Origin of the sequence: Cupriavidus sp. GA3-3 (genome assembly GCF_000389805.1) — a bacterium.
GTDB lineage: Bacteria > Pseudomonadota > Gammaproteobacteria > Burkholderiales > Burkholderiaceae > Cupriavidus > Cupriavidus necator_D.
This window is the reverse complement of the sequence record NZ_KB944503.1, coordinates 146,813-171,694: the sequence shown is the minus strand read 5'-3', so window position 1 is coordinate 171,694 and position 24,882 is coordinate 146,813. Positions and strand designations below refer to the sequence as shown.

The 24,882-nt window shown below is 69.4% G+C and carries 29 protein-coding genes; 8 read left to right on the top strand and 21 right to left on the bottom strand.

Features of this window, described 5'->3' with window-relative positions; translation table 11 throughout:
* Nucleotides 1-66 precede the first annotated feature (66 nt).
* Nucleotides 67-390 (top strand): thioredoxin family protein, encoded by a 324-nt coding sequence (locus tag C265_RS27460; RefSeq protein ID WP_010809389.1) that lies wholly within the window; start codon nucleotides 67-69, stop codon nucleotides 388-390.
* A gap of 17 nt (nucleotides 391-407) precedes the next feature.
* On the opposite strand, the gene C265_RS27455 is transcribed toward C265_RS27460, so the two are convergent.
* Nucleotides 408-839: a VOC family protein gene (locus C265_RS27455; RefSeq protein WP_010809388.1), complete on the bottom strand. Its 432-nt coding sequence runs from the start codon at nucleotides 837-839 to the stop codon at nucleotides 408-410.
* 121 nt (nucleotides 840-960) lie between these two features.
* Between C265_RS27455 and C265_RS27450 the strand changes: the two genes are divergently transcribed.
* A complete protein-coding gene (locus C265_RS27450; RefSeq protein WP_010809387.1) occupies nucleotides 961-1,845 on the top strand; it encodes a LysR family transcriptional regulator in 885 nt (294 codons plus the stop codon).
* An 11-nt stretch (nucleotides 1,846-1,856) separates the two neighbouring features.
* Here the strand turns inward: C265_RS27450 and C265_RS27445 are convergent, their stop codons facing one another.
* The 7 genes from C265_RS27445 to C265_RS27415 all read right to left on the bottom strand — a co-directional run bounded on the left by C265_RS27445 (nucleotide 1,857) and on the right by C265_RS27415 (nucleotide 7,742).
* On the bottom strand, nucleotides 1,857-2,192 hold the full coding sequence (locus C265_RS27445) for a cupin domain-containing protein (protein WP_010809386.1): 336 nt from the start codon (nucleotides 2,190-2,192) through the stop codon (nucleotides 1,857-1,859).
* A gap of 105 nt (nucleotides 2,193-2,297) precedes the next feature.
* Nucleotides 2,298-2,504, bottom strand: coding sequence for a hypothetical protein (locus C265_RS27440; RefSeq protein WP_010809385.1), 207 nt, complete (start codon nucleotides 2,502-2,504; stop codon nucleotides 2,298-2,300).
* 92 nt (nucleotides 2,505-2,596) lie between these two features.
* Nucleotides 2,597-2,950 (bottom strand): hypothetical protein, encoded by a 354-nt coding sequence (locus C265_RS27435; protein ID WP_037025442.1) that lies wholly within the window; start codon nucleotides 2,948-2,950, stop codon nucleotides 2,597-2,599.
* Nucleotides 2,951-3,131: 181 nt separating this feature from the next.
* Complete coding sequence (locus tag C265_RS27430) at nucleotides 3,132-4,595, bottom strand: efflux transporter outer membrane subunit (protein WP_010809383.1); 1,464 nt, start codon at nucleotides 4,593-4,595, stop codon at nucleotides 3,132-3,134.
* The gene (locus C265_RS27425) at nucleotides 4,592-5,500 is read right to left on the bottom strand and encodes an HlyD family secretion protein (protein WP_010809382.1); all 909 of its coding nucleotides are present in this window, start codon (nucleotides 5,498-5,500) and stop codon (nucleotides 4,592-4,594) included. The genes C265_RS27430 and C265_RS27425 overlap by 4 nt, the downstream gene beginning before the upstream one ends.
* Nucleotides 5,497-5,715 (bottom strand): DUF1656 domain-containing protein, encoded by a 219-nt coding sequence (locus C265_RS27420; protein WP_010809381.1) that lies wholly within the window; start codon nucleotides 5,713-5,715, stop codon nucleotides 5,497-5,499. Before C265_RS27420 ends, C265_RS27425 begins: the two co-directional genes overlap by 4 nt.
* 26 nt (nucleotides 5,716-5,741) lie before the next feature.
* Nucleotides 5,742-7,742: an FUSC family protein gene (locus tag C265_RS27415; protein ID WP_010809380.1), complete on the bottom strand. Its 2,001-nt coding sequence runs from the start codon at nucleotides 7,740-7,742 to the stop codon at nucleotides 5,742-5,744.
* 208 nt (nucleotides 7,743-7,950) lie between these two features.
* Between C265_RS27415 and C265_RS27410 the strand changes: the two genes are divergently transcribed.
* Complete coding sequence (locus tag C265_RS27410; protein WP_010809379.1) at nucleotides 7,951-8,856, top strand: LysR family transcriptional regulator; 906 nt, start codon at nucleotides 7,951-7,953, stop codon at nucleotides 8,854-8,856.
* 21 nt (nucleotides 8,857-8,877) lie between these two features.
* On the opposite strand, the gene C265_RS27405 is transcribed toward C265_RS27410, so the two are convergent.
* Nucleotides 8,878-9,456, bottom strand: a complete 579-nt coding sequence (locus tag C265_RS27405; RefSeq protein ID WP_011617120.1) for a hypothetical protein — start codon at nucleotides 9,454-9,456, stop codon at nucleotides 8,878-8,880.
* 157 nt (nucleotides 9,457-9,613) lie between these two features.
* On the opposite strand from C265_RS27405, the gene C265_RS27400 reads away from it, so the two are divergent.
* Entirely contained in the window at nucleotides 9,614-10,120 is a 507-nt protein-coding gene (locus C265_RS27400) for a GNAT family N-acetyltransferase (RefSeq protein WP_010809377.1), read from the top strand.
* Between the two features lie 11 nt (nucleotides 10,121-10,131).
* On the opposite strand, the gene C265_RS27395 is transcribed toward C265_RS27400, so the two are convergent.
* Both C265_RS27395 and C265_RS27390 read right to left on the bottom strand, forming a co-directional pair.
* Complete coding sequence (locus tag C265_RS27395) at nucleotides 10,132-12,474, bottom strand: cytochrome P450/oxidoreductase (RefSeq protein ID WP_010809376.1); 2,343 nt, start codon at nucleotides 12,472-12,474, stop codon at nucleotides 10,132-10,134.
* 71 nt (nucleotides 12,475-12,545) lie between these two features.
* Nucleotides 12,546-13,532, bottom strand: coding sequence for a tripartite tricarboxylate transporter substrate binding protein (locus C265_RS27390; RefSeq protein WP_010809375.1), 987 nt, complete (start codon nucleotides 13,530-13,532; stop codon nucleotides 12,546-12,548).
* Nucleotides 13,533-13,713: 181 nt separating this feature from the next.
* Here C265_RS27390 and C265_RS27385 point away from each other — a divergent pair, with 181 nt between their 5' ends.
* The gene (locus C265_RS27385) at nucleotides 13,714-14,550 is read left to right on the top strand and encodes an IclR family transcriptional regulator (RefSeq protein ID WP_010809374.1); all 837 of its coding nucleotides are present in this window, start codon (nucleotides 13,714-13,716) and stop codon (nucleotides 14,548-14,550) included.
* Between the two features lie 187 nt (nucleotides 14,551-14,737).
* On the opposite strand, the gene C265_RS27380 is transcribed toward C265_RS27385, so the two are convergent.
* Genes C265_RS27380 through phnG form a run of 7 tightly spaced genes read right to left on the bottom strand, consistent with a single transcriptional unit; the run spans nucleotide 14,738 to nucleotide 20,610 of the window.
* On the bottom strand, nucleotides 14,738-15,955 hold the full coding sequence (locus C265_RS27380) for an alpha-D-ribose 1-methylphosphonate 5-triphosphate diphosphatase (RefSeq protein WP_010809373.1): 1,218 nt from the start codon (nucleotides 15,953-15,955) through the stop codon (nucleotides 14,738-14,740).
* Between the two features lie 24 nt (nucleotides 15,956-15,979).
* Nucleotides 15,980-16,708: a phosphonate C-P lyase system protein PhnL gene (gene phnL / locus C265_RS27375; protein ID WP_010809372.1), complete on the bottom strand. Its 729-nt coding sequence runs from the start codon at nucleotides 16,706-16,708 to the stop codon at nucleotides 15,980-15,982.
* A gap of 5 nt (nucleotides 16,709-16,713) precedes the next feature.
* On the bottom strand, nucleotides 16,714-17,490 hold the full coding sequence (gene phnK, locus C265_RS27370; RefSeq protein ID WP_010809371.1) for a phosphonate C-P lyase system protein PhnK: 777 nt from the start codon (nucleotides 17,488-17,490) through the stop codon (nucleotides 16,714-16,716).
* Nucleotides 17,487-18,389 (bottom strand): alpha-D-ribose 1-methylphosphonate 5-phosphate C-P-lyase PhnJ, encoded by a 903-nt coding sequence (locus C265_RS27365; RefSeq protein ID WP_010809370.1) that lies wholly within the window; start codon nucleotides 18,387-18,389, stop codon nucleotides 17,487-17,489. The genes phnK and C265_RS27365 overlap by 4 nt, the downstream gene beginning before the upstream one ends.
* The gene (locus tag C265_RS27360; RefSeq protein ID WP_010809369.1) at nucleotides 18,386-19,504 is read right to left on the bottom strand and encodes a carbon-phosphorus lyase complex subunit PhnI; all 1,119 of its coding nucleotides are present in this window, start codon (nucleotides 19,502-19,504) and stop codon (nucleotides 18,386-18,388) included. Before C265_RS27360 ends, C265_RS27365 begins: the two co-directional genes overlap by 4 nt.
* Nucleotide 19,505: 1 nt before the next feature.
* Nucleotides 19,506-20,123, bottom strand: coding sequence for a phosphonate C-P lyase system protein PhnH (gene phnH / locus C265_RS27355; protein WP_010809368.1), 618 nt, complete (start codon nucleotides 20,121-20,123; stop codon nucleotides 19,506-19,508).
* A 1-nt stretch (nucleotide 20,124) separates the two neighbouring features.
* Nucleotides 20,125-20,610, bottom strand: a complete 486-nt coding sequence (gene phnG / locus C265_RS27350; RefSeq protein WP_010809367.1) for a phosphonate C-P lyase system protein PhnG — start codon at nucleotides 20,608-20,610, stop codon at nucleotides 20,125-20,127.
* Nucleotides 20,611-20,788: 178 nt separating this feature from the next.
* Here phnG and phnF point away from each other — a divergent pair, with 178 nt between their 5' ends.
* From phnF to phnN, 3 genes are all read left to right on the top strand, one after another.
* Nucleotides 20,789-21,523: a phosphonate metabolism transcriptional regulator PhnF gene (gene phnF, locus C265_RS27345; protein WP_011617126.1), complete on the top strand. Its 735-nt coding sequence runs from the start codon at nucleotides 20,789-20,791 to the stop codon at nucleotides 21,521-21,523.
* A gap of 130 nt (nucleotides 21,524-21,653) precedes the next feature.
* Nucleotides 21,654-22,379 carry a DUF1045 domain-containing protein gene (locus C265_RS27340; RefSeq protein ID WP_010809365.1) on the top strand — a complete coding sequence of 242 codons (726 nt, stop codon included), beginning with the start codon at nucleotides 21,654-21,656 and terminating at the stop codon, nucleotides 22,377-22,379.
* Nucleotides 22,376-22,966, top strand: coding sequence for a phosphonate metabolism protein/1,5-bisphosphokinase (PRPP-forming) PhnN (phnN, locus tag C265_RS27335; RefSeq protein WP_010809364.1), 591 nt, complete (start codon nucleotides 22,376-22,378; stop codon nucleotides 22,964-22,966). Before C265_RS27340 ends, phnN begins: the two co-directional genes overlap by 4 nt.
* Nucleotides 22,967-23,007: 41 nt before the next feature.
* On the opposite strand, the gene C265_RS27330 is transcribed toward phnN, so the two are convergent.
* From C265_RS27330 to phnE, 3 genes are read right to left on the bottom strand one after another with little or no spacing between them, the layout of a single operon-like run.
* The gene (locus tag C265_RS27330; protein ID WP_011617128.1) at nucleotides 23,008-23,472 is read right to left on the bottom strand and encodes a GNAT family N-acetyltransferase; all 465 of its coding nucleotides are present in this window, start codon (nucleotides 23,470-23,472) and stop codon (nucleotides 23,008-23,010) included.
* Nucleotides 23,469-24,005, bottom strand: coding sequence for a phosphonate degradation HD-domain oxygenase (locus tag C265_RS27325; RefSeq protein WP_010809362.1), 537 nt, complete (start codon nucleotides 24,003-24,005; stop codon nucleotides 23,469-23,471). The genes C265_RS27330 and C265_RS27325 overlap by 4 nt, the downstream gene beginning before the upstream one ends.
* A 4-nt stretch (nucleotides 24,006-24,009) precedes the next feature.
* Nucleotides 24,010-24,822 carry a phosphonate ABC transporter, permease protein PhnE gene (gene phnE, locus C265_RS27320; RefSeq protein ID WP_010809361.1) on the bottom strand — a complete coding sequence of 271 codons (813 nt, stop codon included), beginning with the start codon at nucleotides 24,820-24,822 and terminating at the stop codon, nucleotides 24,010-24,012.
* Between the last annotated feature and the right edge of the window lie 60 nt (nucleotides 24,823-24,882).

Sequence of the window (24,882 nt, the reverse complement as noted above, 5' to 3'; positions counted from 1 at the left end):
GCCGCTGGAACGAATCTGGCAGGCATGCGGATACCATCAGCCAGCTATCGCGAAAGGATCAGATCCATGCCCATGACCCAGCAATACGCGGCCACCGAGCCGACCCGCACGGAAGTGGATGCGCTGCCGGGCGCCACCGTGCTGGAATTCGGCGCGCCGTGGTGCGGCTACTGCCAGCGCGCCCAGCCGGCGCTGGCTGAGGCCTTTGCCGTGCATCCGGCATTGCGCCATCTCAAGATCGAGGACGGCAGCGGGCGCCGGCTTGGCCGGTCGTTTCACATCAAGCTGTGGCCGACGCTGGTGTTCCTGCGCGACGGGCAGGAAGTGGCGCGGCTGGTGCGCCCGACCGAGTCCGAGCCGATCCGCGAGGCCATGCGCCGCATTGCCTAGCCCGGCCGCGCGCTGCCTTATTTGGCGAACACCTGGCTCAGGTCGCCAAAGGCCTTGAACTCCAGCGCATTGCCCGACGGGTCCAGGAAGAACATGGTGGCCTGTTCGCCCACCTGGCCCTTGAAGCGCACATGCGGCTCGATCACGAACTGTGTGCCCGCCGCGCGCAGCCGCTCGGCCAGGGCCTCCCATTCGGCCATCGGCAGGATCGCGCCGAAGTGCCGCACCGGCACGTCGTCGCCATCGACGGCGCTGGTGGCGCGGTGACCACACTCCTCGGGCGACAGGTGCGCCACCACCTGGTGGCCATAGAAATTGAAGTCCACCCAGGCCTCGGAACTGCGCCCTTCGGGGCAACCAAGCAAGTCGCCATAGAAGCGCCTTGCCTCGGCCAGGTCGCGCACGGGGAAAGCCAGGTGGAACAGGGGAATAGAGGAAGTCGCGCTCATGCGGGAAGCCTTTGTCGGGGTCGTTATGCGGGCAGGCGTTGGCCTGCGCGTTGATTGTAGCCAGCACAACCCGTAATATGAAGCGAATCATTTTTGGCCTGAGTATCAGAATTTTCAATAGATGATCCGCTACTTCCAGACCTTCCTGGTGGCCGCCGAAACCGGCTCGTTCTCCGCCGCCGCGGCGCGGCTGGCGCTGACGCAGTCGGCCGTCAGCACGCAGATCCGGCGGCTGGAAGAGGACCTGGACTGCGTACTCTTCGATCGCACCGGCAAGTCGGTCGCGCTCAGCGAAGCCGGGCGCCGGCTGGTGCCGGAAGCGCGGCGCTTTGTCGAGCTCTATGCCGCGATGAAGGACCGCGCCGGCCCGCATGCCGACGCCGCGCCGGTGGAGCTGGGCGCTGTGTCGACGGTCCAGGCCACCTTGCTGGCCGATGCGATGCGGCATTTCCGGGGGCGGTTTCCGGACTCGCACGTCAACGTGGTGCCGGGCATGTCCACCCAGCTGCTGACGCAGGTGGATGCGCGCGAGCTGGACATCGCCGTGCTGATCCGGCCGCGGCTGGGCTTTCCGCCGGACCTCAAGTGGGTGCCGCTGGTGCGCGAGGGCTTTGTCGGCATCGGGCCCGCCGGTGCGCCTGCAGACCTGCGCGCGTTGCTGGAGACGCTTCCGTTCATTCGCTACAACCGCCACAGCACCGGCGGGCAGCTGGTGGACGGCTACCTGAAGCGGCAGCGGCTATGGGTCAGGGAAGGGATGGAGCTGGATGAGCCGGCCGTGATCCTGCTGATGGTGGCAGCTGGCCTGGGTTGCGCCATCATCCCGTCCGGACTGGTGCCGTTGCAGCAGTCCGCGGGCGTGGTGCAGGCGCCATTGCCGGGCGGGCCGCTCTATCGCGACGTGGGCGTGCTGGTGCGCGAATCGGCACTGCGCCGCGCGCCGGTGGCGGCGCTGATCGATGCCTTTGTGGCTGCCAGCGCGCGCTGGCAGCCTGCCGTGGTGTAAAGGCGCGATACTCAGCGGCTGCCGGGCAGGACCAACGTGACCAGCACCGAGGCATCGGAGATGGCGGTCACGTCGTAGCGCACGCTCGGCCCCAGGTAGAGCAGGTCGCCCTGGTGCAACTGGCGCTCGGCGCCGTCCACCCGCACACGCACCTCGCCCTCCAGGCATTGCACAGTCATCGGGCCATCTACCGCATGGGGCGGCACATGCTTGCCCGCCTTCAGCACCAGCCGCATCACCTCCAGCGGGCCTTCCTTGAACAGGGCCTGGGTGGCGGTCTGGTCCAGCCGTGCGCCCAGTGGCAGCACGCTGGCGATCTGTCCGGATTCAAGGTGGGGAAGGGACATGCGCGGCTCCTCGCTCTTCTGGTGGGGTGGCTTGTCAGGCACGGCCGGCGCCTGGCGGCGGCACGCCTTCTCAATCTAGCACCCGAGCGCGCATCTCAGAAGCACTCAGCGTGATGTAACCGGCGAAGTCGCCGACGCGGCGACTTCCACTTGTGCGCAAGGCGTGGCATTGCGGGCTTGTGCGGTGCGCTCGGCTGCGGTCCTGGCAGCGGCGCGGCCGCGCTCGATCAGAGCCCAGTCAGGGCCGGCGGCCGCGGGAAAAGACGCGGCCAGGGCGCCAAGGCCGAGCAGCGCGAACAGGATGGTTTTCATGAGGGGGCCTTCAGGGAGGTATGGGAAAAGAGACGGGGCCTTGCGCCCCGTCGACACGCCACGGCGGCTGCCGTGGCGCGGGCAGGCGCCGGTCAGGCGGCAGCCGATACGCGTGAGCCGCCATGGGCCGGCGGTGCCGACACGCCGCTGCGGTCCATGCCTGCCACTTCCATGCCGGCGGCAGCGCGGTTGGCGCCGTCGGTGAACGGGTCGCGCCGGTCGTTGACGCGCGCGCCATCGGTGAAGGGGTCGCGCTTGCCATTGACGTGCGCACCGTCGGTAAACGGGTTGCGCTTGCCGTTGTGCAGGTTGTAGCCGTTGCGGTCGGCGGCGACGCCGCGGTCGTTCAGGCCTTGCGCCATGGCAGGGCTGGCCAGTGCGGCGGCACCGAGTGCTGCAATCGAGAGGGTCGTGGCAAGAAGGGCTTTGAGAGCGTTTTTATGCATGTCTGCTGTTTTTGGGTGGGTGGACGGCATGGCCCGCGAAGGGCCGCGCGGGGATGGCGGATCCGCCACCCGCGCCGTCCGGGTTCGCCTTTTGGGCGGTGCCGTCGCGTGGGAAGCGCGCGGCACGGGACGAAGTTTAGTCAGGTCGATGCATTCCTGTGATGATTTAAACGTCGAAAGATCAGTCGTTTTTTTCATTGCCAGTCGCATTGATGGCGGCCACCTTGCCGCCGGCCTGCCAGCCCCCGCCAAGCGCGAGGAACAGGTCGACCTGGCGCGCGGCGACATGGCCTTCGGACGCAGCCAGTGCGGCCTCCGCATCGGCCAGCGTGCGCTCGGCGTCCAGGTGCGCCAGGTACGGGATGCGCCCCGCCTGCTGCAGGCGGCGCTGCAGCCGCGCAGCTTCTGCGGCCTGTTCGCGCGCCGCGTGCAGGGCGTCGTGCCGTTCCAGTTCGCGCGTGTAGGCCGACAACGCCGTTTCGGTTTCCTGCAATGCGCGCAGCACCGCGCCATCAAAGCGCGCCAGGGCGGCGTCGGCCGCGGCTTCATGCCTGTGGATGCGATGGCGCACGCCGTTGGTCGGCAGCGACCAGCTCAGCAGCGGCCCCACGCTCCAGCGCGCCGTCGGGCCGCTGCCAAGGTGGCTCAGCACGCCGGTCAGCCCGGCGCTGGCGCCGATGCTGATCGATGGATACAGGTCTGCCGTGGCCACGCCGATGCGAGCGGTGGCCGCGGCCAGTTCGCGTTCCGCCTGGCGGATATCGGGCCGGCGCCTGAGCAGCGCTGCGCCGTCACCCACTGGCAGCGGCACACGCAGCGTGGGTTCGGCATGGCAGTCCACCTCGGCCTCTGGCAGTGCCGCAGGCGGCTTGCCCAGCAGCAGCGCCAGCCGGTGGCGTGCGGCGCTACGCGCGGCTTCCAGCGTTGGCAAGGCAGAGTGCAGCGCTTCGGTGCGGGCACGCTCGCGCGCCACGTCGGCGGGTTCGCCGCGGCCGGCGTCGACCAGGCGGCCGGTGGCGTCCAGCGTGCGTTGCTGTACCGCGAGCTGCTGCGTGGCGGCGGCCAGTTCATGCGTGGCGGCGCAGCCCTGCACGTAGGCGCGCACCGTCTGCGCCGCCACGGTGACGCGCACCATGTCGAGCGTGGCCGCGCTGGCTTCGGCGCCGGCCAGCGCGGCCTCGTCGGCGCGGGCCAGCTTGCCGAAGAAATCGATCAGGTAGGACACGCCGAAACCGAAGTCGCCCAGGTTGAATACCGGTGGCTTGGTGGTCTGCAGGAAGCTTTCGCCCGACAGCTGCGCGCGCGAAACGCTGGCGCTGGCGCCGCCCTGCGGCAGGTTCTCGGACTCCACCTCGTGCAGGAGGGCCACCGCGCGGCGCAGGTTGGCGCTGGCGGCGCGGATGTCGGTGTTGGCGGCCAGCGCATGTTCGACCAGCCGGTCGAGCCGCGCGTTGTCATAGAGCCGCCACCAGTCGTCGGGCACGGGCGCGATGGCCACGCCGGGCGCTTTGGCACCCTGAAGCGGGCCGTTGGCGGCGGCCGCGCGCACTGCCGCATGATCCGGCACACGATAGTCCGGGCCCACGGTGGTGCAGGCGCACAGGCAGGCCGCGGCGCACGCCAGCCAGGGATGGCGCCGCTTCACGACCGGGGCCCCGTGCGGCGGCCGGCGTCATCGTCGCGCCTGGCTTCGCGAACGGCCACAGTCGCGGTGCGGCCGGAAACCAGGCGCACATCCGCGGGCACGTCCTCCAGCACGATGCGCACCGGCACGCGCTGTGCCAGCCGCACCCAGTTGAAGGTCGGGTTGACGTTGGGCAGCAGGTTCGAGCCCGCGCTGCGGTCGCGGTCCTCGATGCCGGCTGCGATGCTCTGCACGTGCCCGCGCAGGTGCCGGGGTTCGCCCATGATATGCACGTCGACCGGGCTGCCGATGCGGATCCGGTGCAGCCTGGTTTCCTCGAAATAGCCTTCCACGTGGAAGGACCCGGCATCGACCATCGACAGCACCGGGCGGCCGGTCGAGACATAGTCGCCCAGGCGCGGCAGCCGGTCGTTGAGGTAGCCCGCCACCGGGCTGCGCACGCTGGTGCGCTCCAGGTCAAGCCGGGCAAGCCGCACCGCGGCTTCGGCCAGCGCCAGCGCGGCTTCGCCTTGCTCTACGCGGGCACGCCCCTGTTCCGCGACTTCGGCGGCAACCAGGCCGTCGAGATTGCGGTTGCGCGCGGCTTCGCGCCGCGCCTGCGCCAGCGCGGCGCGCTGCGTCGCTACCGCGGCCAGCGCCTGCTGCAGGGCCAGCGCGTAGCGGTCGCGGTCGATCTCGAACAGGACTTCGCCTTGCTGCACATGCTGGTTGTCGCGCGCCAGTACGCGTGTGACCAGCCCGGACACATCGGGCGCCACCTGGATGATGTCGGCACGCACATGGCCGTCGCGGGTCCATGGCGCGGCCGTGTAGTAGTCCCACAGGTGGCGCAGCACCAGCAGGGCGGCGATGGCTGCCAGCAGCGTTGGCAGCAAGGGAAGCAGGGGGCGGAGTCGGAAGGTCATGACGGCAGTCCCGGCACCGCGACAAAGACTGCGGCCACGGCGCCAAGGACGATCACATAGAGGGAAAGGTTGAACATCGAGCGGTGCCAGATATGCCGGTACCAGCCGAGCGCGGCCAGCACCATGCGGATCGCGGTAGTGGCGGCGAAGGCCAGCACCATCAGCACCAGCACGCCTGGCACGAATACGCCATAGAGGTCGATTTCACTGAGCATTCGGCGGCAGCGGAGAGTTGGAGAGGTCAGCGCGACAGGGCAGCCGCAGGGCCAGGCAGCAGCGTGACCTGCAGCACCACCAGCGCGCCGAGCGTGCCGCGGTGGTCAGGGCGGCCACCTGCGGGCAACGCGGCCACGCCGGCGATGGCATCGGCCACCCAGGCGGCCAGCCCCGCCGGAGCCGGCACGGCATGGCCCGCGCGCAGCCGCGCGCGGAAATGCCTTGCCACCGCGGCCAGCACGCGGCGCACCGGCTTGCGTGCCGCGGGCGGCAAGGCCGGCAGCGCCTTCTGCAGCGCCAGCGCGCAGTAGCCGACTTGCAGCGCGTGGAAGCCGTCGGACGACAAGGGATCGCCGGCAGCCCCCAGCCGCGGCACCAGCTGGCCGAGCCGGTCCAGCATGCGCGCGCCCAGCCGCGCATCCCCATCGGCCGCTCGCAGCGTGGCGGCCTGGGCCAGGTCCTGCCAGCTGGCGCGCACCAGCCGGTGCGCCGCCGCGCGCGCGCCGAACGGGCGTACCGCCATCGACCACAGCGGCGCGAACAGCATGGCTGCGGCGCTGGCCAGGCAGGTATTGAAGGTGCCGAGGAAATCCGCATCGAACACGGTCTGCACGTTGGCGAACGAGGCCGTGTTGACCGACAGCAGCATCGCAATCAACTGGAAGCCGGGCCGCGCAATCAGCAGGCCAATGCCGAGATAGGGCAGCGCCAGCATCGCGGCCAGCGCTTCAAAGGTGTGCGCGTGCGGCACGACCAGGAACAGGTAGCCGCACGACACCAGCAGGCAGATCGTGCTCCAGCGCAGGAAGGCACCGGCCATGCGGCGCGGCTCGTCGATGGCCGCAAGGAAGCAGCAGGCGATCGATGCCACCGCGACCGCGCCGGCGCCGCCCTCCCAGCCCGAGAAGATCCACAGCAGCCCCGCGCAGAATACGGCCAGGCCGCTCGACACGGCGCCGAACAGCAGCATGCCGTGGTCGTGGTGATGGCCTGCAGCCTCCGGGGCCGCGTTGCCGCGCAGCTGCGGCGCGCCGGCGCTGCGGTCGCCTATGCCTTGCTGCAGGGCGCGGCATTCAGCGTACAACGCGCCCAGGCGCTGCAGCTGGTCCGCCGCCGTGGCGGCGAGGCTGGCTTGCCAGTCGACCTCGCCCGCGCGGCCATCGGCAAGCCAGCCGCCCGCGGCGACCGGAGGCGGCGTGGCAGCATCGGTCGCCAGCCAGGCGGTCGCCGCCGCCATGGCCTCGCGCACTGGCAACGGGATGCCGTCCGGATGGCCGCGCAGCGCGTGCAGCACGCTCTCCAGCGACGACAGCAGCGGCATCAGCATGGTCATGCGCTGGCGCAGCGCGCGGGCATGGCGCAGCGTGTGGCTGCCCTCAGTGTCATAGGCCAGCTGGCTGACCAGCTGGTCCAGCGCCAGGATGTCGGCAGCGAGCCGGTGGCGGCTGTCGTCGGCGCGCGGGCTGCCGGTGAGTATGTCCGATGCCCAGGCCGACGCGTCGGCCAGCCAGGTGGCTGCGCGGGACCGCAGCGCGGGCGCCACCTTGGCCGGGAAGACGACCGAGCCCACCAGCCCGGCGCAGACGATGCCGATCACGATTTCCTCGATCCGGGCCACGGCAATATCGAAGATCTGCGCCGGCGCGCTGACGGCCGGCAGCGCGACGATCGGCAGGGTGTAGGCCGCCAGCAGGTACACATAGCTGCGCGGCGTGCGCTGCAGCAGCGACAGGTACACCAGCACGGTGATCCACAGCGCGATCGCACCCATCAGCACGATCGGCATGTTGACCAGCTGCGGCACCGTGGCCACCGCGGCGGTGGCGCCCAGCATCGTGCCGGCCACGCGGTAGGCCGCCTTGGAACGGGTGGCGCCGGTCAGGGGATGGGAAACGAAGTACACCGTCGCCATGGCCCAGTAAGGCCGCGGCAGGCCCAGCGCCAGCGCGATATAGAGCGCCAGCATCGCGGCGGCGAATGCCTTCAGCGAGAACAGCCACTGTCGTGCATTCGGCCAGCTAGCCATGGAGCGGGGTCTTCAAGAAGAGTTGAGGGCACGCCGCGGCCTGCCGCTCCACGCTTCATTGGCGGCGCGGTTGGGCGGGGGCGATGTGTGGAAGCGAAGTGTAGCCAAACCTTTCGCATTCCATTCATGATTTAATATTGGCCTTTCCATTCCCTTTGTTCATGGGTGGCGAAACCGGCCTGCCGGCGGCCCGCCGTCCCTCAGCACCATGCCCATCGATATCCGCGCGCTGCGCTATTTCGTCGAGACTGCCCGGCTGCGCAGCTTTACTCAGGCCGCGGCCTCGCTGTTCGTCACCCAGTCGACCATCAGCAAGATGGTCAAGCAGCTTGAGGACGAGGTCGGCCAGCCGCTGCTGATCCGTGAAGGCAAGAGCGTGCGGCTGACCGACGTGGGCCGCGTGGTCTACGAGCGCGGGCAGGAGGCGCTGGGCGTGGTGCACCGGCTCACGCTGGAGGTGTCCGACCTGTCCTCGCTGGGCCGGGGGCAGCTGACCGTGGGGATCCCGCCGATGGTCAACCTGTTCTTTTCACCGGCGGTCAGCGCGTTCCGGCAGCGCTATCCCAACCTGTCGCTGACGCTGGACGAGCACGGCGGCCAGGTGGTGGAGCAGCTGGTGGCAAGCGGCGAGCTGGAGGTCGGCGCCACGGTGCTGCCGGGCGACAGTGGCCTGGCGCTGGAAACGCGCCAGTTCGGCCGCTACCCGATCTGGGCCGTGGGGCCGCGCAAGGCCGCGTGGGCGCGCGGGCGCACCGTCACGCTGGCGGCTCTGCGCGATGAGCCGCTGGTGATGCTGACAGATGACTTCTCGCTGACGCGCATGCTGCGGCAGGCGTTTCTGGAAGCACGCATCGAGCCGCGCGTGGTGGCGCGCAGCGGGCACTGGGATTTCCTGGCATCGATGGCGGCGGCGGGGCTGGGCACTACCTTCCTGCCGCAGCCGCTGGCTGAGCGCCTGCAGGGCCAGGACACACTGGCCATGGCGCGGCTGACCGCGCCGGCAATGGACTGGACCATGGCGCATATCTGGTCGCCGGGACGCTACCTGTCGCATGCGGCGCGGGCATGGCTGGCGGTTTGCGAAGAGGTGCTTGGGGGCGGAACGGGATCTTGAACCGGCGCGCTTGCGGCGGCCTCATTTCTTCAGGCACTGGTCCGGCAGGATATCGAGCAAGACCAGCGATTTCTGCCCGGCCACGTAGTGGTAGCGCAGCCTGACCCCCAGCTTGCCGAGCACCGGCACATCCGGGTTGCGGCAGATGCCGCGCTCCAGGATAGGCTTGGCCGTCGCCATGAACTCGCGGGTATCGTCACGCGCCGCATCCACCCCCGAAACCTTCAGCTGGAACTCGACGATCTTGCCCGGCCGCGTCATGCAGCCGTCGAAGCGGGTGGTGTCGTCCAGGTCCACCGGGCCGGCGCGCATCAGCTCCTGGCAGGCCATGCGCAGCTCACGGTCGACATCGCCCGCGGTCAGGCGGGTCACGCCGTTCATGCCCGTAGGCTTGCCGCGCACCGTGCCCAGCAGCAGCGTGGCCAGCCCGGACAGTTGCGGGGACGGCGCAGGCGTGGCGGCCACGGTGGCGGAAACGGCAAGTGGCCCGGCCAGCAGGGACAGGCCCAGGCACACAGCGGCATTGCGCAAAGGATGGTGGTCGGGGACGGCGGGGGCAGCGGGGGCAGGGCGCATGACGCAACGGGAACAGGATTGCATGGGGTTCGCGCTGCTACTTTAGCCTTGGCGCCTTGCCGCCGTTGTCAGGCGTTGTCCTACGGCGCAACGGTGGCTTGCCCTGGCGGCCGCGGCATGCCAGTGAAGGAGAGCGTAGAATCCGGGTCGCCAAGACCTGATCGAAGTCCCGAGTCCCGCCATGTCCGTGCAGATCCGCCCAGAAGCACCGTCCGACGCCGACGCCATTGCCCGGCTGACCACCGCCGCCTTCCTGACGGCGCCGCATACCAGCCACACCGAGGCGTTCGTGGTCAATGCGCTGCGCCGCGCCGGCCAGCTGACGGTGTCGCTGGTGGCACAGGCAGGCGATGAACTGGTGGGACACGTGGCGATTTCGCCGGTTACGGTCTCATCCGGCGCGACCGGCTGGTACGGACTGGGCCCGATCTCGGTGGCGCCGGACCTGCAGGGGCAGGGCATTGGCTCGCAACTGATGCGCGCGTCGCTGGACCAGCTGCGCCGCCTTGGCGCCGCCGGCTGCGTGGTGCTGGGCGATCCCGGCTACTACGGCCGCTTCGGCTTTGCCGCGCGGCCCGGGCTGGTGCTGGACGGCGTGCCACCCGAGTACTTCCAGGCACTGGCGTTCGACGGCGGCTATCCGGCGGGCAGCGTGCAATACCACGACGCCTTCAACGCCACCGCCTGACGGGCGGGCGCTCAGAGCTCCAGCACCAGCCGGCCGCCGCCACAGGCGCGCGAGCAGCACGCCATCATGCGCTGGTTGGCCTCGCGCTCGCTGCGCGTGAGCACCACGTCGCGATGGTCGACCTGGCCGGCCAGCACGCGCACCTCGCAGGACCCGCACAGGCCTTCCTCGCAATCGCTCTGCACATCGATATTGGCGCCGCGCAGCGCGCTCAGCAGGGTCTGGCCGGCCGGGACTTCCATGACCAGGCCGGAGTCCTTCAGCTCGACGGAAAAGGGCAGTTCCTTCGACGCATCCAGCGTGCCCAGCTTCGATACGAAGTGCTCCACTCGCAGCGCATCTTCCGGCCACGCCGCGCAGCTCTCGGCCAGCGCATCCAGCATGCGCTGCGGGCCGCAGGCGTAGATCTGGGTGCGCGGGTCCGGCCGCGCCAGCAGCTTGCCGAAGTCGGCGCGCTGGCCTTCATCGCTGGCGTGGACGTGCAGCCGCGCACCGTGCAGGGCCTGCAGTTCATCCAGCATCGCCATCGCCTGGCGCGAACGGCCGCAGTAGTGGAATTCGTAGTCGATGCCAAGCGCACGGGCGCGCCGCGCCATCGCGCTGACCGGCGTGATGCCGATGCCGCCGGCGATAAAGATCGCGCGTCCGCAGCCTTCATCGAAGCGGAAGTGATTGCGCGGCCCGCGGATGCGCAGGCGGTCGCCGGCCTGGACGCTGCCATGCACCCAGGCCGAGCCGCCGCGGCTGTCGGGGTCGCGCAGCACGGCAATTTCCAGCGCCCCGGTGTCGTCCGGATCGCCGCACAGCGAATACTGGCGCGACAGCCCGGTATCGCCGCATTCCACGTCGATATGCGAGCCCGGCGCCCAGCGCGGCAGCGGCTTGCCGTCAGGCGCCGCCAGCCGCAGCCGGACCACGCCGTCGGCGGCGGGCGTGACGCGCTCGACCACCACCGTGCGGGCGATGGTGTGCGCGGACGGTTCGCCGATGCGCACCGGCTGGTGCACCTCGAGCAGGGCCGGGTCGCGGCGCTCGGGGTTCTGCGCGGGGTCCCATTCCACCAGCAGGTGCTCAGGGCCGCGGAACGAGGTGTTGGGCACATAGGTGAAGGTCTGCTCGGCCAGGCGCATATGCGGCAGCCGGCGTGTCAGCTCCTCCAGGAAGACCTGCATCTCCATGCGCGCCAGGTTCTTGCCCATGCACTGGTGCGAGCCGTAGCCAAAGGTCAGCTGTTCGCTGGCGTTGTCGCGGCGGATATCGAACAGGTCGGCATCGGCGAAATGGCGCTCGTCATGGTTTGCCGAAGACGTGACGATCAGCAGCTTGCTGCCCGCCGGCAGGCGGATGCCGCCGACCTCGGCGTCGCGCGTCACCAGCCGCCGCCATGCGGCGACGGAGCCGTTGTGGCGCAGGCATTCTTCCACCGCGTTGGGGATCAGCGATGGGTCGTCGCAGATCTCGCGCCATGCATCCGGATGCTGCAGCAGCAGCTTGATGGCATTGGCCGAGGCGTTGGCGGTGGTCTCGTGCGCGGCAACGATGCCGGCCATCATCATCGAATGCAGGTAGGAGTCGGTGACGACATCGGGCAGTTCTTTCTGCTTGCGCAGGCCGTACTGCATCCAGCCCGGGCCGGACGGGTCCTCGCGCATCTTGTCCAGGATGCGGCCCGCCAGCTGCCAGAAATTGCCCACGGCATGCGCCACCGCCACCTGTTCCTCCGGCTTCGGCCGGCCCCAGGTGTTGACGGTATGGGCGATGGAGTACTGGCGCAGCAGGTCCATGTCCTCTTCGGGCACGCCCAGGAAATGCAGGGCCACGGTCAGCGGCACTTCCCACAGCATCTGGTCGACCAGGTCGGCGCGGCCATCGTCGATAAAGCGGTCGACATACTCGCGCGCCAGGCGGCGCACCAGCGGCTCATGGTGCGCCAGTTCCGCGGGCGTGAAGGGCGCCATCAGCGCGCGCCGGCGCGGCATGTGGGCGGGCTCGTCCTCGTTGACCAGCGTGCGGTTCATGGCATAGCCGTAGGAGGCCAGCACGGCATTGGCCTCGTCGCCGGTGGGCGTGATCTTCTCCAGCGCGATTGACGGGCTGAAGGTCAGGTTGTCGCGGAAGATCGCCTTGATGTCTTCATAGCGCGTGACCACCCAGTAGCCCAGCCTGGGGCTGTAGAACACCGGCTCCTGCTCGCGCGACCAGCGCACGTATTCGGGCGGATCCTGCTGGTAGCCGTCGCCGAAGGGATCGAATTGCGCCGCGTTGTGGCTGACCGGGCAGCCGTTGGGCGCGGTCAAGGCGCTGTGGTCGATCGGGCAGCCGCTGCGCGCGGCGCTGGGGGAGGGGTTGGCCATGCTGCGTACTCCTGGCGAAAAACAGGGCCGTCCGGTCAGGGCCGGACGGCCATTCGGTGTTGCGGCCGGACTCAATTGTCCAGCGTGATCTTCAGGTCGCGGATCAGCTTGGTCCAGCGGGTGGACTCGCTGCGCAGCAGCTCGCTGAACTGAGCCGGCGAGTTGCCGACCGGCTCAACGCCGAAGTCCACCAGCCGCTTGTTGACAGCGGGCTCGCGGATTGCCGCGACCACGTCCTTGTTCAGCGTGTTGACCACCTCCGGCGGCGTGCCGGCCGGCACCACCATGCCCACCAGCGCGGCAGCTTCCACGCGCGGGTAGCCCAGTTCGGCAAAGGTCGGCACGTCGGGCAGCTGCGGCAGCCGGGTGGCATTGGCCACCGCCAGCGGCCGGACCTTTCCGCCCTTGATAAAGCCGGCGCCGGCGGCGTAGTCCACCATCATCGCCACCACCTGTCCGGCGGCCACGTCCGACAGCGCCGGCGCGGCGCCGCGGTAGGGGGCATGCGTCATCGACAGGCCGGCTTCCACCTTCAGCAGCTCCATCGCCAGGTGGTGCGGGCTGCCCGCGCCGGCCGAGCCGTAATTGATGCCGCCCTGGGTGGCCTTGGTCTGGGCGATGAATTCCTTGGCGCTCTTGACCGGGCTGGCCGCGCCGACCACCAGGATCATCGGGAAGCGGCCCAGCAGCGTCACCGGAGCCAGGTCCTTGCCAGGGTTGTAGGAGAGCGATTTGTACAGCACCGGGTTGAACACCAGCGTGCCGTTGTCGGCCGACAGCACGGTATAGCCGTCGGCGGCCGAGCGCGCCGTCTCGGCCGCGCCGATGGCGGTATTGCCGCCCGGCTTGTTGTCCACCACCACCGGCTGGCCGACCTTGGCCGACAGCCCCTGGCCGATGGTGCGCGCCAGGAAGTCCGAGCCGCCGCCGGCGGCGTAGGGGACGATCCAGCGGATCGGCTTGGCAGGGTAGGCGTCGGCGGCATGCGCGGGGGCGGCGGCCAGCATCGGCAGGGCCAGCGCGCCAATGGCCAGGCGCTTGAAGTTGAGGCGGGGCATGGGGGCTTGTCTCCTTGTTGGTCAGCCCGGTGTATGGCACCGGTGTTTCTATTTCGCGTAAATCATATACGCATTGCGTAATGATTGAATGCGGGTTAACCTTGAACTGTCCTGCAGCGGCCGCATGGCTTGATCCGCCTTCCATGTGATGACCGCTCACCGTTTGCCGGATCTTCCCGCCATGCCCCGACCGAAAGCTGCCCAACCTCCGATCGAACCCGCCGACGCGCCCCGCACGCGCGAACGCCGCCAGCGCGTGCAATCGGCGGTCACCGGCATGGCCGTGCTCAAGGGACTGGCCCGGCTGGGCGGACGCGCCAGCCTGACCGGGCTGGCCGCGCATATCGACGAAAGCCCGGCCAAGGTGCACCGCTACCTGGTCAGCCTGGTGGAAGAGGGGCTGGTGGCGCAGGAGACGGGCACGCAGCAATACCACCTGGGCTTCGAGGCGCTGCAGATCGGCATGGCGGCGATGCGCCAGGCCGATCCGATCCGGCTGGCCGAAGCCTCGCTGGTACGCCTGCGTGAAGCGCTGGAGGTGACCTGCTTTGTCGCGGTGATGGGCAACAAGGGGCCGACCATCATGCGCTTTGAGGAACCGGGTTTGCCGGTGACGGTGAATGTGCGCGCGGGCTCGGTGATGCCATTGCTGTGGTCGGCCACCGGGCGCGTGTTCCTGGGCCTGCTCGATGAAAAGCGCGTGCATTCCCAGGCCGAGGAGGAGCTGGCCGCGGCAAGTCCGGCGCGGCTGGCGTTGCTCGATGGCAAAGACCCCATCGGCGCGCTGCGCCGCGCGGTGCAGGCCGACGACTGCGCCTGGGTGCGCGACACCAACCTGACCGGCATCAGCGCCGTGGCGGCGCCGGTGCGCGACTACACCGGGCGCGTCTGCGCGGTGCTGACGGCGCTGGGCGCCACCGGCGGCTTTGATCCCGCCATCGACGGGCCCATCGGCAGCGCCGTGCGGCGCGAGGCGCGCGCGGTCAGCACGGCGCTGGGGTTCAACCCCGGGGCCTGATCCGATCGCTCAGCGGGTGAAGCCGCCATCGGCCAGCAGCGAACGGCCGTAGCCAGCGCTACTGTGTTGCCGGCCTGACCGGACGCAGGCTCGTACAAGCGATGACCGAGATTGCGCTCGATTTCCTGTTCAGATCAGCAGTCTGGCGGAGGCGCACCGGAATTTTACGAATCCGGGCCAATCCTCCTTATGCCACCTCGCGCAGCGCGGTTTCGCGCGGCATGGCGGCATCGCCAACGTGCCGCACCGACGGATACCCCGCCGCAAACACCAGCCTCCCGCCAGACCAGGTATGCGTGACCATCGGCTGGCCTGCCACGCCGGACACGGCGATCACGTCCGCGCGCAGCCCCGGCGCCAGGCGCCCGCGGTCGTCCAGCAGGCAGGCGTCGGCTGGATTGACGGTGACCAGCGCCAGCGCCTGGTTCAGCGGCAGGTCGGCCAGGCGCGCGGCGGCATACGCGGCGGCGATCAGCGTGGACGGCTGGTAGTCCGAGCACAGGATGGTGCCCACGCCGGCGTGAATGGCGTCGATGGCGCGCATCGAGCCGCTCTGGCTCTTGCCGCGCAGCACGTTGGGCGCGCCCAGGATGGTCGGCAGCGCCTGGGCGCACGCGGCTTGCGCGGTTTCCAGGTTGATCGGGAACTCGCTCATGCGCACGCCCAGCGCGCGCATGGCGGCGATGCGCTGCGGCGAATCGTCGTCATGGCTGGCGGTGGGGATGCCCAGCGCATGCGCCCTGGCCACCAGCCGGTTGACACGCTCATGCGCGCCTTCCAGCGCGGCGGCCTTCTTGTCGGCCGCATCGGCGGCTTGCTCGCGGCTCATGCCGTGGTTGCCCATCATGTAGGCCAGGTAGGCATCCATGGTCTTGAACTGGCCCTGGCCCGGCGAGTGGTCCATCACGGACAGCAGGTCGACCACGCCCTCGGCCATCAGGGATTCCAGCACCGGCACGGCGCTGGAATCGGTGACTTCGTAGCGGCAATGGATGCGGTTGTCGACCAGGCTGTGGCGGCGATACGCGGCCAGGGTGCGCACCAGCGTGGCCGCGGTATCGACATTGCGCACGCCGAACTGGTTGCCCGCGAACGACAGCGCGTGGTACGGCGTGGTGATGCCGGCCGCGGCGTTGCGGCGGTCGACCTGAGCCACGGCAAAGTCCAGTGGGAACAGCACGCTGGCGCGCGGTTCGACTTCCTTCTCGATGGCGTCGCAATGCACGTCGACCAGGCCCGGCATCACGGAGTGGCCATGCAGGTCGATCACGGTGGCGTGGGTGGGGACCGCTGCGGGTGCCGGTTCGATGGCGGCGATGCGACCATCTTCGATCAGCAGCGCGCTGTCGTGCAGCACGCGGTCCGGCAGCACCAGGGTGGCGTGCGTCAGGTAGGTAGCAGACATGTCCGGCTCCGTTCTGGGATCAAATCAGGCAAGGGCGCTAGCGGGTTGCAGCGGCAGCAGGCGCGTGGCCACGGCATCGCGCACGGCTTCATCGTGGAAGATGCCGATCAGCGCGCGGCCTTCGGCCAAGGCTTCGCGGATCAGCTCGACCACCACGGCGCGGTTGTCGGCGTCCAGCGAGGCGGTGGGCTCGTCCAGCAGCAGGATCGGGTGGCCGCCGATCAGCCCGCGCGCGATGTTCACGCGCTGCTGCTCGCCGCCGGAGAAAGTGGCCGGCGGCAGGTCCCACAGCCGGCGCGGCAGGTTCAGCCGTGCCAGCAGTTCTGCCGCGCGGGCGCGGGCCTCCTCATGGCTGGCGCCGCGCTGCTGCAGCGGATCGGCCACCACGTCGAGCGCGCCGACGCGCGGAATCGCGCGCAGGAACTGGCTGACATAGCCGATCACGTCGCGGCGCAACTTCAGCACGCGTTGTTCTGGGGCGTGGGTCAGCTCGACCCACGGCTCGCCCTCGGCGCTGGTATCGCGCAGGCGGATGCTGCCTTCGGTGGCCAGGTAGTTGCCGTACAGGCAGCGCAGCAGCGTGCTCTTGCCGGTGCCGGAGGGCCCGGACAGCACCAGGCATTCGCCGCGGGTGGCATCGAAATCCATCGCGCGCAGCACCGGCAGGCGGATGCCGCCCTGGTTGTGCAGCGTAAACATCTTGCCGAGGCCGCGGACCTCGACCAGTTTCTGGGGGTGGTGTTCTGCGTGCATCGTCGTCAGCCCTGCAGGATGGAAGAGACCAGCAACTGCGTGTACGGGTGCTGCGGGTCGTCGAGGATCTGGTCGGTCAGGCCTTGCTCCACCACGCGGCCGCCTTGCATGACCAGCGTGCGGTGCGCGAGCAGGCGCGCCACGGCCAGGTCGTGCGTGACCAGCACGGCGGCGAGGCCCAGGTCCGCCACCAGGCGGCGCAGCAGGTCTAGCAGGCGGGCCTGCACCGACACGTCCAGCGATGCGGTGGGCTCGTCCATGAACACCAGGCGCGGGTGCGTGACCAGGTTGCGCGCGATCTGCAAACGCTGCTGCATGCCGCCGGAGAAGGTGCCGGGCACGTCGTCCAGCCGGGCCAGGTCGATCTCCATCTTCTCCAGCCAGGTGCCGGCGACCTCGCGCAGGTTGCCGTAGTGGCGCTCGCCCACGGCCATCAGGCGCTCGGCGATATTGGCGCCGGCGCTGACCTGCATGCGCAGGCCGTCGCGCGCATGCTGGCGCACGAAGCCCCAGTCGGTGCGGGCCAGCAGCCGCAGGCGCGCGCTGGACAGCGTGGCCAGGTCGGTCAGGCCGGACTCGCGCATGTCGTAGCTGACGCTGCCGCGCTGCGCCGGCGCCTGCATCGACAAGGCCTGCAGCAACGTACTCTTGCCGGAGCCCGATTCGCCCACCACGCACAGCACCTCGCCCGGGTACAGGTCGAAGCTGACGTCATGGCAGCCGTGCAGGCCGTCCCAGGTGCGCGTCAGGTTGCGCACCGACAGCAGCGGGGTGGCGCTCATCGGGCACCTCCGGCAGCGGCCTTGACGGCCTGGGCCGCCTGGCGGTCGGCGCAGTATTCGGTGTCGGAGCACACGAACAGTCGCGTGCCGGCGTCATCGGTGATGATCTCGTCCAGGTAGCTGTCGGTAGCGCCGCACTGGGCGCAGCAGCTGGACCACTTTTCCACCGTGAAGGGATGGTCGGCGAAGTCCAGGCTCCTGACCGCGGTGTACGGCGGCACGGCATAGACGCGCTTCTCGCGCCCGGCGCCGAACAGCATCAGCGCGGGGCTGCGGTCGAGCTTGGGATTGTCGAACTTGGGGATCGGCGACGGCCGCATCATGTAGCGCTGGTTGACGATCACGGGGTAGTCGTAGGTGGTGGCGATATGGCCGTGATGCGCGATGTCCTCATACAGCTTGACGTGCATCGCGCCGTACTCGGCCAGTGCGTGCATGGTGCGGGTCTCGCCCTCGCTCGGCTCCAGCCAGCGTAGCGGCTCGGGGATCGGCACCTGGAACACCATGGTCTGGCCCGCGTGCAACGGCGTTTCCGGAATCCGGTGACGGGTCTGGATGATGCTGGCCTCGGCGGTGCGCTCGGTGGTCTGCACGCCGGTGACGCGGCCGAAGAAGCGGCGGATATTGATGGCGTTGGTGGTGTCGTCCGAGCCCTGGTCGATCACCTTGAGCACATCATCCTTGCCGATGATCGCGGCCGTCACCTGGATGCCGCCCGTGCCCCAGCCATAGGGCAGCGGCATTTCGCGGCTGCCGAAGGGTACCTGGTAGCCGGGAATCGCCACGGCCTTGAGCAGCGCGCGGCGCAGCATCCGCTTGGTCGACTCGTCCAGGTAGCCGAAGTTGTAGTGGTCATCGCGGGCAATGCCCGTTGCCATGGTGGTGTCGGGGGTGGTCATGCCAGCGTCTCCTCTTGCGGTTGCGCCTGCACGGTAGCGGTCACGGCGCCATCCTGTTCCGCACGCAGCCGGCGCAGCAGTTCGAGGTTGGCCTGGAAGTCCACGTAGTGGGGCAGCTTCAGGTGCTGCACGAAGCCGGAGGCCTCGACGTTGTCGCTGTGGTACAGCATGAATTCGATATCGTTGGCCGGGGCGTCGGCGGCCTCGCCCAGTTCTTCGGCGCGCATGGCGCGGTCAGCCAGCGCCATCGACATGGCCTTGCGCTCGTTGTAGCCGAACACCAGCCCGTAGCCGCGCGTGAAGCGCGGGGCTTCGTCGGCATTGCCGGCGAACTGGCTCACCATCTGGCATTCGGTCAGCTCGATCTCGCCGATGGTGACGGCGAAGCCAAGCTCTTCCACGAACAGTTCGACCTCGGCCGCGCCGAAGCGGATCTCGGCCGCGAACGGGTGCGAGTTGCCGTAGCCGCGCTGGGTGGAATAGCCCATCGACAGCAGGAAACCCTCATCGGCGCGCGCCAGGTTCTGCAAGCGCGCGGCGCGGTTGGCGGGGAAGCTCAGCGGCTCGCGCGTCAGGTCGGGCGGCGTGGGGTCGCCCGCGGGAATCTGGTCGGCTTCGACCAGTTCATCCGCTTCCAGCAGGCCGGTCACGCGCGGCATGCTGGCGGCGAGGGGTTCGGGCGAGGGCGGCAGCGGCTCGGGGTCGCGGCCGGCTTCGAGCGTGAAATCCAGCAGGCGCTGGGTGTAGTCGTAGGTCGGCCCCAGCACCTGGCCGCCCGGCACGTCCTTGAACGTGGACGAGATCCGGCGCTGCAGGCGCATCGCGCCGGTATCCACCGGCTGGGTATAGCCGAAGCGCGCCAGCGTGGTGCGATAGGCGCGCAGCAGGAAGATCGCCTCGATCTGGTCACCAGCGGCCTGTTTCAGGGCCAGCGCGGCCAGGTGCGGGTCGTACAGCGAGCCCTCGGCCATCACGCGCGACACCGCCAGCGGCATCTGTTCGCGGATCTGCGCCAGCGTGAGTTCCGGCACCGCGGTATCGCCGCGGCGGTAGGCATCGAGCATCCGGTAGGAATTGAGGATGGCGCGCTCGCCACCTTTGACGGCTACATACATGTCAGTCCTCCACCAGCGTGGTGCGCGTCAGCGCGCAGAATCGGTCGCCGCTGGCCAGCAGCAGGTCCACGCCGAGCGGGAAGCCGGCGTTGTTGGCGCGCCAGCCGGCGCGGAAGTCCGCGGGCAGCCCCGCCACGCGCAGCACCTGCGTGGTTTCGATGCCGGGGCCGCGCAGCGTGAGGGTGTCGCCTTCGGCAAGCGAGGCCACCTCCACCAGCAGCGTGGCCGAGCGGTCGGGGAAGGCCGGGTCGCCTTGCGCGCAATCCGCCAGTGCCGGTACGGCATAGCCGGCGGGCACGCAGACAAAGGCGGCGGTGCCGACATCGTCGGTCAGCGGGCAGCCGCAATGGAAGCGCAGGAACGCGCGCGCCGCGGCGGGCACGCCGGCAGGCAGCCAGACCGGGGTATCGGGATCGGCCAGCGTCAGCAGCAGCGCCGCCAGCGCGGGCGACAGGCCGCCGGGCAGGCCGCTGGCCACGGGCAGCGTCTGCAGCCGGCCCGGATGGGCAAACGCCTGCAGCGCGGCGCGGAAGACCTGCTGGGCGTCGTCGACCGGGTTGTTGAAACCCGGCAGCAGCGAGGCGGCCGGGGCGGACAGGATCGGTTGCATGGCAGTCATTTCAGTCCTCTCCCCGGACCATGGTGAAGAACTCGACGCGGGTCTGGGCGACGGTGGCTGCTGCGTGTGCGGCGCGCTGCGCCTGCGTGCTTGCCAACGGCGCCAGCACGAACTCCTGCACGCGCTGGTGCCAGGCCGGGCGTTGCAGCAGCGCGTCCAGCACCGCGGCCTGTTCGGCGTGGCGGGCGCTGCGGCCCTGGATATAGGCCACGCCTGCAGCGGCCCCGGCAGCGCCGTCTTCCAGCACGACCGCGCAGCGCGTGACCGTGATTTCCCCCAGGTTGAACTGGGCACCGGTACCGCCTGCGCGGGCCCGGACCATGGCCATGCCGGACTCCGGCTTGCGCAGCAGCCGGTAGGCCGGCAGCGCTTGCGCCTGGCCAAGCCGCTGGTAAGCGCCGTCGAGCGCGTCGGCGGGCGCCGTCGCCAGGATCCGGAGCCAGGCGGCGCGGGCGGCATGGGCCTGCGCGGTTTCGCTTTGCATCATCACCCCTATACGTCTATACGTTTAGATGTCACTGCTTGAACACGCAGCTACTAGACCACAGGCAGATGAACGTTTCATGACGGGGCGGGGCATTGCTCGGGCACCCCGCCATCGCGGCGCGGTTGAGGCACAATCGCATGGCAATGGTGAACGCTTGATGACAAGAGGGCAGCGCGAGATGTCTGATCGAGAAGTGGAACGGGGTTCCGGCGTGGCGGTATGGCGCCAGATTGGCGAGGCGCTGGCGGACGACATCCGCAAGAAGCTGTACCTGCCCGGCGAACAGCTGCCCCCTGAGCCTGAACTGGCCACGCGCTTCGCGGTCAACCGCCACACCATCCGCCGCGCCATGGGCGAGCTGGAGTTGAGCGGCCTGGTGCGGATCGAGCAGGGCCGCGGCACCTTCGTGCAGGAGCATGCGATCGACTACGCGATCGGGCGCCGCACGCGCTTCTCGCAAAACCTGGCCGCACAGGGCATGCGCGGACATGCCGAGATCATCGACAGCCAGGTGGTGCGCGCGCCGGAAGTGGCAAAGCAACTGGGCCTGGCGCGCACGGCGGAGATCCTGCACGTGCAGATGATCGGCAAGGCCGAAGAGCGCACCATCGACGTTGCCGAGCATTACTTTGACCTCAAGCGCTTCCCGGGCATCGACGAGGTGCTGCGCGCCAGGCAATCGGTATCGCGCGCGCTGGCGCATTTCGGCATTGCCGACTACACGCGCAAGTGGTCGCGCATCACGGCGGCCATGCCCAGCGCCCCGGTGGCGCGCCTGCTGAACCAGCCGAAGACGCGCCCGGTGCTGCAGGTGGAGGCGCTGAACGTTGATATCGACGGGGCGCCGGTGCAGTACAGCGTGGTGCGGTTTGCGGGGGACTGGGTGCAGCTGACGGTTTCCGACAGTGATTGAGGCGGAGCGACGTGGCATTGGTCTAGACATCCGGCTGTCATCTGCCTGCGCTAAGGTGTCTGCGGTCCAGACCACAAAACCAGGGCAGTCGCCGCCGCCGGGCGCCGGGCGCCGCTGGTAACCTTGCCGCATGACCTTGCCAGCGCACCGTTACGCCATCTACCTGGCGCCCTCAGATCCGTTCCGCACGTTTGGCAGCCAGTGGCTCGGCCGCGACGCCGATACCGGCGCCGCGCTGCCCGCGCCGGCGGGCATGGCGGCGCCGCCCGACGAATGGGTCAAGGCCCCGGCGCGCTACGGCCTGCATGCCACGCTGAAGCCGCCGTTCCGGCTTGTGCAGGGCAGCAACGGGCCGATGCTCGACGCCGCTGCGCGTGACTTCGCGCGTGGCCGCGAGGCATTCGACGCACCGCTGGCGCTGTGTGCGCTGCGGGGTTTTGTGGCGTGGTGCCTGGCCGATGGCGGATCGCCACCGATGCAGGCGCTCGCCGATGCCTGCGTACTGGCATTCGAGCGCTTCCGCGCGCCGCCCACGGCCGAAGAACTCGGCCGGCGCAAACCGGACCAGTTGACCGACGAAGAGCGCCGCATGCTCGACGCATGGGGCTACCCGTATGTATTCGGTACCTTCGTCTTCCATATCACGCTGACTGGCATGCTTGATACTGCCGGCCAGCGCGCCGCCCTCGAGCGCCTGGGGGCCGCGAGCGGCAAGCTGCTGCAGGCGCCGCTTCATGTGGACGGGATCAGCGTATTCGTGCAGCCGGAGCCGGGCGACGACTTTATCGTTGCCCGCCACTACGGATTCAACGGCAGCACCACCGACGGCGCCGGCGCGGCGTACCTGGACGCATGAACGCACATGGCGCGGCCGACGGACACGGCCTGTTCTACCTGATGGGGCCGTCCGGCAGCGGCAAGGACTCGCTGCTGCGCGCGCTGCGCGAACGCCTCGGGCCGGACCACCGCATCGTCATCGCGCATCGCTATATCACCCGCGAGGCCGATGCCAACGAGGCCTCCGTTGCGCTGACCACGGATGAGTTCCGGCGCCGCCAGGCGCTCGGCTGCCTGGCGCTGGACTGGCACAGCCACGGGCTCCATTACGGCATCGGCATCGAGATCGAGCAGTGGCTGGCCAGGGGGCTGACGGTGATCGTCAATGGCTCGCGCGAGTACCTGCCCCAAGCCGTAGCGCGCTACCCGAAGCTGTGCGCCGTGCATGTGCGCGTCCGGCCGGAGGTGCTGGCCACGCGGCTGCGCCAGCGTGGCCGCGAGTCGGAAGAAGCGATTGCCCGGCGCCTGGCGCGCGCGGCGCAGGCCTTCACCGTGCCGGCAGGGTGCCGCCTGGTCGAGTTCGACAATAGCGGCGCCCTGGAAACCGCGGCGGAGGCGTTCGCGCGGCTGGTTGGGGCTACCTCCGATAGCGCAACATTAAGCTGATAAGGCCGTGCCGAAGCGAAGCTTCCGGCACGGCCTTGCCATCAGAGTTCGATGCTGAAACTGATGCCGTGCTCGGTGAACCCGAGCCGGCGATAGAACTGGTGGGCCTGCAGGCGCCGCGCGTTGGACGACAGCACCAGCTTGGCCGCCCCGGCCTCGCGGGCCAGGCGCATCGCTTCGCGCATCATCGCCTTGCCGACGCCCCTGCCGCGCGCGGACGGCGCCACCACCACGGCCTCGACAATGGCCTCGGGACGCCCGTCGTGGACCATCACGGGAAATACCAGCAGGCTGAAGGTGCCCAGCGGCACCTCGTCCTCGTCCACCATCATGTAACAGCGGTAGTCCGGATAGCGGCGCATGGTCGCGTAGCGCTCGCGCATGGTGGCCAGCGGCAGCGGCGCTTCATCGTCCATCGCGGCCAGCAGCGCGGACAGGTGCCGCAGTTCCGCGTCGGAACCGCGCACTTCACGCAGGGTAAGCACGGCTTCAGCGATGGTGTTCATGCGCCAGTCCGCGCGCAACGCGCGGCCATGTCCAGGTAGTGCGCCAGCCGCGGCGTGGCCAGGCCGACCACCTTGGCGAGGTCGTCGTAGCGGCGCAGGCGCACCGCGGCAGCGGCGTGGCGGCTGGCGGTGAACGCTTCGGCCTGTGCGGCGCCGAACGGACCGCCTTGCAGCGCCAGGCTTTGCGCTGAAGCCGGTGACAAGGTGGCGAAGTACGCCGGATCGGCCGCGCACAGATAGCGCTTGGCCGCTACGTGCAGCCGCACGGGTTCTGTCACTTCGTCACCGAACAGTTCTGCCAGCGCATCGGCGGCGGCCTCCTGGTGGCGCATGTCGGTGGTGGTGCTTTCGGCCAGCAGCAGGTGGCCAACGTCGTGGAGCAGGGCCGCGACGATCAGCGGCTCGGGCTCGCCGGCCTGCTCGGCCAGTTGCGCGCACTGCAGCGCGTGCGCGGTCTGGCTGATGGCTTCGCCGCCGTACCAGGCATTGCCATGGTCGGCAAACAGCGTTTCGATGCGGGACAGGTTCAGCATGATGTCAGACCAGTACCTTGCGGATTTGTGCGGAGATGATGTCGATGGCCGAGACGAACAGGATGATGATGATCATCACGGCACAGGTCTGCCCATACTGGAAGCTGCGGATGATCTCCCACAGCACGGTGCCGATGCCGCCGGCGCCGACGATGCCAACCACCGAGGCCGAGCGCACGTTGGACTCGAAGCGGTACAGCGCGAACGACAGCCACAGCGGCAGCACTTGCGGAATCACTCCATAGACGATCTCCTCGATCGGGCCGGCGCCGGTGGCGCGCACGCCTTCCACCGGGCGCGGGTCGATGGCCTCGACGGCTTCGGCGAACAGCTTGGCCAGCACGCCGGTGGTGTGGATCCAGATCGCCAGCACGCCGGCAAACGGGCCCAGACCGACGGCCACGATGAACAGCATGGCGAACACCATCTCATTGATGGCGCGGCAAGCGTCCATGATGCGGCGTGCGGGCTGGTAGGCCCACGCCGGGACGATATTGGCCGAGCACAGCAGGCCCAGCGGCACCGCCATCACCACGGCCAGGGCGGTGCCCCACAGCGCGATCTGCACGGTGACGAGCATCTCGTCCAGGTAGTGCCGCCAGTCGCGGAAATCGGGCGGGAAGAAATCGGCGGCAAATTTCGCCATATTGTCCGAGTCGCGCAGCAGGTCCAGCGGGCGCATGTCGGCCCCCTGCCAGGACAGGGCGAGCATGGCCAGCAGGACTGCCCAGGTCAGCATCACGGCAAGGGAAGTGCGCGGCGGGCGCACGTTGCTTTGGGGCGTGGGAGGCAGGCCGGGCCTGGCGGTGACAGTCATGGGGAATCCGGAATCAAGCGGGGAACGAAAGCGATGCGGGGCCGGCGGCGGGGGGCCGCC

Bases quoted from the DNA above. Each gene is read 5' to 3' on its own strand.
- C265_RS27415 (WP_010809380.1), bottom strand. From the start codon at position 7,742: ATGGCTAGCTGGCCGAATGCACGACAGTGGCTGTTCTCGCTGAAGGCA.
- C265_RS27455 (WP_010809388.1), bottom strand. From the start codon at position 839: ATGAGCGCGACTTCCTCTATTCCCCTGTTCCACCTGGCTTTCCCCGTG.
- C265_RS27400 (WP_010809377.1), top strand. From the start codon at position 9,614: ATGTCCGTGCAGATCCGCCCAGAAGCACCGTCCGACGCCGACGCCATT.
- C265_RS27395 (WP_010809376.1), bottom strand. From the start codon at position 12,474: ATGGCCAACCCCTCCCCCAGCGCCGCGCGCAGCGGCTGCCCGATCGAC.
- C265_RS27390 (WP_010809375.1), bottom strand. From the start codon at position 13,532: ATGCCCCGCCTCAACTTCAAGCGCCTGGCCATTGGCGCGCTGGCCCTG.
- C265_RS27445 (WP_010809386.1), bottom strand. From the start codon at position 2,192: ATGTCCCTTCCCCACCTTGAATCCGGACAGATCGCCAGCGTGCTGCCA.
- C265_RS27435 (WP_037025442.1), bottom strand. From the start codon at position 2,950: ATGCATAAAAACGCTCTCAAAGCCCTTCTTGCCACGACCCTCTCGATT.
- C265_RS27385 (WP_010809374.1), top strand. From the start codon at position 13,714: ATGCCCCGACCGAAAGCTGCCCAACCTCCGATCGAACCCGCCGACGCG.
- C265_RS27410 (WP_010809379.1), top strand. From the start codon at position 7,951: ATGCCCATCGATATCCGCGCGCTGCGCTATTTCGTCGAGACTGCCCGG.
- C265_RS27380 (WP_010809373.1), bottom strand. From the start codon at position 15,955: ATGTCTGCTACCTACCTGACGCACGCCACCCTGGTGCTGCCGGACCGC.
- C265_RS27460 (WP_010809389.1), top strand. From the start codon at position 67: ATGCCCATGACCCAGCAATACGCGGCCACCGAGCCGACCCGCACGGAA.
- C265_RS27420 (WP_010809381.1), bottom strand. From the start codon at position 5,715: ATGCTCAGTGAAATCGACCTCTATGGCGTATTCGTGCCAGGCGTGCTG.
- C265_RS27365 (WP_010809370.1), bottom strand. From the start codon at position 18,389: ATGACCACCCCCGACACCACCATGGCAACGGGCATTGCCCGCGATGAC.
- C265_RS27325 (WP_010809362.1), bottom strand. From the start codon at position 24,005: ATGCTGAACCTGTCCCGCATCGAAACGCTGTTTGCCGACCATGGCAAT.
- phnE (WP_010809361.1), bottom strand. From the start codon at position 24,822: ATGACTGTCACCGCCAGGCCCGGCCTGCCTCCCACGCCCCAAAGCAAC.
- phnL (WP_010809372.1), bottom strand. From the start codon at position 16,708: ATGCACGCAGAACACCACCCCCAGAAACTGGTCGAGGTCCGCGGCCTC.
- phnH (WP_010809368.1), bottom strand. From the start codon at position 20,123: ATGACTGCCATGCAACCGATCCTGTCCGCCCCGGCCGCCTCGCTGCTG.
- phnN (WP_010809364.1), top strand. From the start codon at position 22,376: ATGAACGCACATGGCGCGGCCGACGGACACGGCCTGTTCTACCTGATG.
- C265_RS27360 (WP_010809369.1), bottom strand. From the start codon at position 19,504: ATGTATGTAGCCGTCAAAGGTGGCGAGCGCGCCATCCTCAATTCCTAC.
- C265_RS27425 (WP_010809382.1), bottom strand. From the start codon at position 5,500: ATGACCTTCCGACTCCGCCCCCTGCTTCCCTTGCTGCCAACGCTGCTG.
- phnK (WP_010809371.1), bottom strand. From the start codon at position 17,490: ATGAGCGCCACCCCGCTGCTGTCGGTGCGCAACCTGACGCGCACCTGG.
- C265_RS27330 (WP_011617128.1), bottom strand. From the start codon at position 23,472: ATGAACACCATCGCTGAAGCCGTGCTTACCCTGCGTGAAGTGCGCGGT.
- phnF (WP_011617126.1), top strand. From the start codon at position 20,789: ATGTCTGATCGAGAAGTGGAACGGGGTTCCGGCGTGGCGGTATGGCGC.
- C265_RS27450 (WP_010809387.1), top strand. From the start codon at position 961: ATGATCCGCTACTTCCAGACCTTCCTGGTGGCCGCCGAAACCGGCTCG.
- C265_RS27405 (WP_011617120.1), bottom strand. From the start codon at position 9,456: ATGCAATCCTGTTCCCGTTGCGTCATGCGCCCTGCCCCCGCTGCCCCC.
- phnG (WP_010809367.1), bottom strand. From the start codon at position 20,610: ATGATGCAAAGCGAAACCGCGCAGGCCCATGCCGCCCGCGCCGCCTGG.
- C265_RS27440 (WP_010809385.1), bottom strand. From the start codon at position 2,504: ATGAAAACCATCCTGTTCGCGCTGCTCGGCCTTGGCGCCCTGGCCGCG.
- C265_RS27340 (WP_010809365.1), top strand. From the start codon at position 21,654: ATGACCTTGCCAGCGCACCGTTACGCCATCTACCTGGCGCCCTCAGAT.